Consider the following 3,993-nt stretch of genomic DNA (forward strand, 5'->3'; position numbering starts at 1 on the left):
TTCTGCATACGATCCAGATGATCATCAGGACATTATTCCAAATTAACGCAGCCTGGTCTCCAAAACTCCAGACCGGTTAAAACAATAGCCTTCAGGTGGTAGGAACTCTGCAGTAACGACACTGACCCCATCACATGCATTGCATATGCTTGGGACCCTGGCACTCCAAGGCCCGTTTGTCCCACAGGCTTTTTATGTATACGACCAGATCTTTCGCATCCTGTTCATCCAGCCCCTTTGTTTTCCAGGCCACCATACGCTCTGTTCGCTGGGAGCCATCAAGGATCGTTTTGACCAAGGCTTCATCGGTGTGATGCCAGGCATGGGCCGATTCATCAAGAGCCGGAGCCATGATATAGTTCTTGTTGGTCAAGGCTTCCAGCGTATAGGTTTCACCTACCCCGCCCACACCATGGCAACTCTGACAATGTTCTGTAAAGAGTTTTTGTCCTTGCCTGCCAGATTCGGTCAGTGGTTTATTTCTACCACCAGCGCGATGCCAGTTGACGCCCCCGTCACTCGAAGCAATGATTTTGCCATATTGATTAAGGCCGGCGAGCCTGTTTGGGTCATCTGCGGTTACCGATAGCTGTGTCAATACCTGTGCACCAAACTTGTTATTGACCGGTGTCCACATAGACTCGGCGCCTCGCATGCGAAGCAATCCTTTTCCGGCGACAAATGCATAGAGTGTGTTATCAGCCGTTGCACTGATCATGGTTGCAGGCAATCTGAACGGGTAGGAGAGATTCCAGCTCAGGCCTTTGTCATGACTGACATACAGCCCCTTATCCGTTGCCACATGGAGCTGTAAGGGCGTTCCGGCATGCCAGGCAACTCCCTTTGCCTTGGGCAGGGTTTCCAAGGTGAGCGTTTCACCCTGGGCAATGGATACAAACATTGAGAGTGACAGTGCGATCAGCGAGGTAAAACAGGTCTTGTTAACTTTCATTGTGTTTCTCATCTATTTTCAATAAAGCTGAGTTGAGCAGCTTGCCTGCTCAAACGAAACTTATACCCGGAGGGTGTAATCATTTAATACCCGACTTGCGTTGTTCACGGCGAACATAGGCGATGATGTGTTCAGTTGCCTCCGGGGTGACATCCGGCAGAGGCTTCATATCACCGAAGTTCCAGTGGTGTGATCTAACCCCATCTCTCACAGCGAAATGAAACGTAAGATCGGCATGGTGGGGCGGTCGATAGACCTGATGGACCAGCGGAGGACCTTGTTGCGTTCCCCACCCACCCGGTCCATGACACGCGGCACAATATTGGTTGAACAGCACCCGTCCCTGTTGTGCATTACCTTTGAAACCAGCAGGTGGCAGATGCATGGCTTTGCGGCGTTCTTCGGGATCCAGACCCTCACAGGCGACAAGGACCAGTGGAAGGATCAAGACCAGATATAACTGCAGCTTCATACATTAAATCTCATAATGCTGCGCATGTAGGATGTGATGATGACCGGCTACTGCTTTTTCGTTGCCTGCTCTGACAACAAACGGTCTACCGCGACCTGCAAGCGGGAAACCGACAAAGCGCCGGCAACAGCAAGAACATCACCGCTAACATGATTGAGAAAGATTGTTCCAGGCGTACCGGTGATCCCTGCTTTAACACCATCCTCATAATCTTCTCTGACTCGGGTGATCATTCTTCCACTATCAAGGCAACCCCTGAATGTCTTGCCATCCAGACCGATCTCCTCAGCCAGTGGCACCAGACGATCAATTGGGAATCCCCTGCCGTTGGAAGTAGTGCGTTGGTAGATCAGATCTGAGTAACGCCAAAATGCCTCGTTTCCTCCCAGTTCCGCTGCGCACTCTGTTGCCTCGGCCTGCTTCTGTGCACCGGGGTTGTGAAACTCAAGAGGAAAATGCCGGTAGACCCAGTTGACCTTGCCCGTATTCTGTTCGATCAGTTTTTTTACGTTCGGGTGATACCGCTTACAGAACGGGCATTCGAAATCCGAGTACTCAACCAGACTGACTGGCGCATTGGGATCACCATAGATATGATCCCGTTGCGGTGAAACCGGACGAAGTTTTCTTGCGTGTTCCGCGCTTTTGCGACGCTTGCCTTCTGTCGCCGCTACACGCTTCTTCTCGATATAGGATTCGATGCCCTGCTCTATGACCCGATCCATGAAGCCCTCTTCATCGATCAACCGTCGCAGCTCTTTTCTGACCTCTTCTGCAATGATCGCTCTGTCTGTCATCGACCCGTCGGAATCCGCGCGGACAGCAGAGCTAATCGCAACAGCACCCATTGTGCATCCGACCAAAAACATGGCCAGAAATCGTCTACCTGATTCACTAGTACTCATCTTCTCTATCCTCATGATGATATTGATCTCGCCAGATTCCGCTAGTGGAATTGCAGACCCGGAAAAGGGAGGTTTTCAATTTGCTCCTTTTTCCGACGGCTATTCCAGTTACTAAGGCCTATAGTGAATCCCACCAAAATGCTTCTGCCCATCAGCGGTCTTGAACAGCACCATCAACTGATATTTTCCCGCTGACGCCAGGTCATAACCGGCCATATACCAATCCCCCATCTTCATCAGCATCTTGCTGCTCTCCTTGCCATCGGGGCTGGCCACCTTGGAGTTGGCGGTGATGTCATTCAAAACCCGGCCACCCTGCTCCACCTTGATCATCAGGTTGTGACTGCCACCATGCTGCATACCCTCTTTGGCCTGCATCACATGGAAGCTGACGGTGTAGCCGTCGATCTGGGTCTTCTCCATGAACATCTTCGGCTGGGCTGCCATGGCATCATGGCTACTGTGGTTCATGGTGTGGCCCATTTCGGCATAGCCAACTGCGGCAACGCTGCTGAGGATGGCAAAGGTCAGGCTCTTCAGGACTTTATTCATGTTGTATCTCCACTCGTTTAAGGTTGGTAAAAAAATTGATTGAAAGGGTCGGGCTCAAACCGCCCCAACCATGTCATTTTTCCGCCATTACTTGCGCGGTTTGAGCCCGACCCCTGGCACAAAAAGCATCAGGCTTCGCTGTTTTTCAGTAGCTCCTCCGCTTCCTCGACGGTTCCACTGGAATAGAACCGCTCTTTGAACTGCAGCACCAGGCCATAGATCACCGGCAGCACCAGCATGCAGAGCACGGTGACGCTCACCATGCCCCCCACCATCGGGGCGGCGATGCGCTGCATCACCTCGGAACCGGTACCGGTGCTCCAGAGGATCGGCAACAGGCCGGCAATGATGGCGGTTGCGGTCATGGCGATGGGACGCACCCGCTCAGACGTACCCTGGAGCACCGCATCCATCAGTTCACTCTTGGTCAGACAGCCTGCCTCGCCGTGAATGGTTCTCTGGTGGCGCGCCTCCGCCACGGCCTGATCGATGAAGGTCAACACCAGGATGCCGATCTCCGCCGCCACCCCAGCCAGGGCGATAAAACCCACCACCACCGCCACTGACAGGTTGAAGCCGTACCAGTAGACCAGCCAGATGCCGCCGATCAGGCCGAAGGGGATGGAGAGCATCACCACCAGCGGTGAACTGAGGTTGCCGAAGTTGAAGTAGAGCAGCAGGAAGATGATCAGCAGGGTCGCCGGCACCACGATGCGCAGTCGCTCCTCGGCCCGCTCCATGTATTCGAACTGCCCTGACCAGACCAGGGCATAACCCGGCGGAATCTTCACCTGCTCACTCACGGTTTTCTTGGCCACAGCCACATATCCACCAATATCCGAGGTGCTGATATCGACATAGATCCAGGCGTTGGGCCGGGCGTCCTCACTCTTGATTACCGGCGGCCCCCGGCGCAGATGGATCTCGGCTACCAGGGCCAGAGGGATGGACCCGCCAGCGGGGGTGGGGATCAGCACCCGCTTGAGCCGCGCCGGATCATCACGCAGTTCTCTCGGGTAACGTACGTTGATCGGATAGCGTTCCAGCCCCTCCACCGTGCGGGAGACGTTCATGCCACCGATGGCGGACTGGATCACATCCTGCACATCGCC

The 3,993-nt window shown here is 53.9% G+C and carries 5 protein-coding genes; all 5 read right to left on the reverse strand.

Annotation, left to right across the window (positions count from 1 at the left end; genetic code table 11):
- Nucleotides 1–130 precede the first annotated feature (130 nt).
- Complete coding sequence (locus G9Q73_RS02240; protein WP_177418302.1) at nt 131–952, reverse strand: c-type cytochrome; 822 nt, start codon at nt 950–952, stop codon at nt 131–133.
- A 79-nt stretch (nt 953–1,031) separates the two neighbouring features.
- Nucleotides 1,032–1,424 carry a c-type cytochrome gene (locus G9Q73_RS02245; protein ID WP_177418303.1) on the reverse strand — a complete coding sequence of 131 codons (393 nt, stop codon included), beginning with the start codon at nt 1,422–1,424 and terminating at the stop codon, nt 1,032–1,034.
- Nucleotides 1,425–1,471: 47 nt separating this feature from the next.
- On the reverse strand, nt 1,472–2,221 hold the full coding sequence (locus G9Q73_RS02250; RefSeq protein ID WP_246344924.1) for a DsbA family protein: 750 nt from the start codon (nt 2,219–2,221) through the stop codon (nt 1,472–1,474).
- A gap of 219 nt (nt 2,222–2,440) precedes the next feature.
- A complete protein-coding gene (locus G9Q73_RS02255) occupies nt 2,441–2,881 on the reverse strand; it encodes a hypothetical protein (RefSeq protein WP_177418305.1) in 441 nt (146 codons plus the stop codon).
- Nucleotides 2,882–3,009: 128 nt separating this feature from the next.
- Nucleotides 3,010–3,993, reverse strand: a 984-nt coding sequence (locus G9Q73_RS02260) for an efflux RND transporter permease subunit (RefSeq protein WP_177418306.1), incomplete at its 5' end; no start/stop codon positions are given.

It is taken from the genome of endosymbiont of Lamellibrachia barhami (assembly GCF_011947365.2).
Lineage (GTDB): Bacteria > Pseudomonadota > Gammaproteobacteria > Chromatiales > Chromatiaceae > QGON01.

Bases quoted from the DNA above. Each gene is read 5' to 3' on its own strand.
- G9Q73_RS02255 (WP_177418305.1), bottom strand. From the start codon at position 2,881: ATGAATAAAGTCCTGAAGAGCCTGACCTTTGCCATCCTCAGCAGCGTT.
- G9Q73_RS02245 (WP_177418303.1), bottom strand. From the start codon at position 1,424: ATGAAGCTGCAGTTATATCTGGTCTTGATCCTTCCACTGGTCCTTGTC.
- G9Q73_RS02240 (WP_177418302.1), bottom strand. From the start codon at position 952: ATGAAAGTTAACAAGACCTGTTTTACCTCGCTGATCGCACTGTCACTC.
- G9Q73_RS02250 (WP_246344924.1), bottom strand. From the start codon at position 2,221: ATGACAGACAGAGCGATCATTGCAGAAGAGGTCAGAAAAGAGCTGCGA.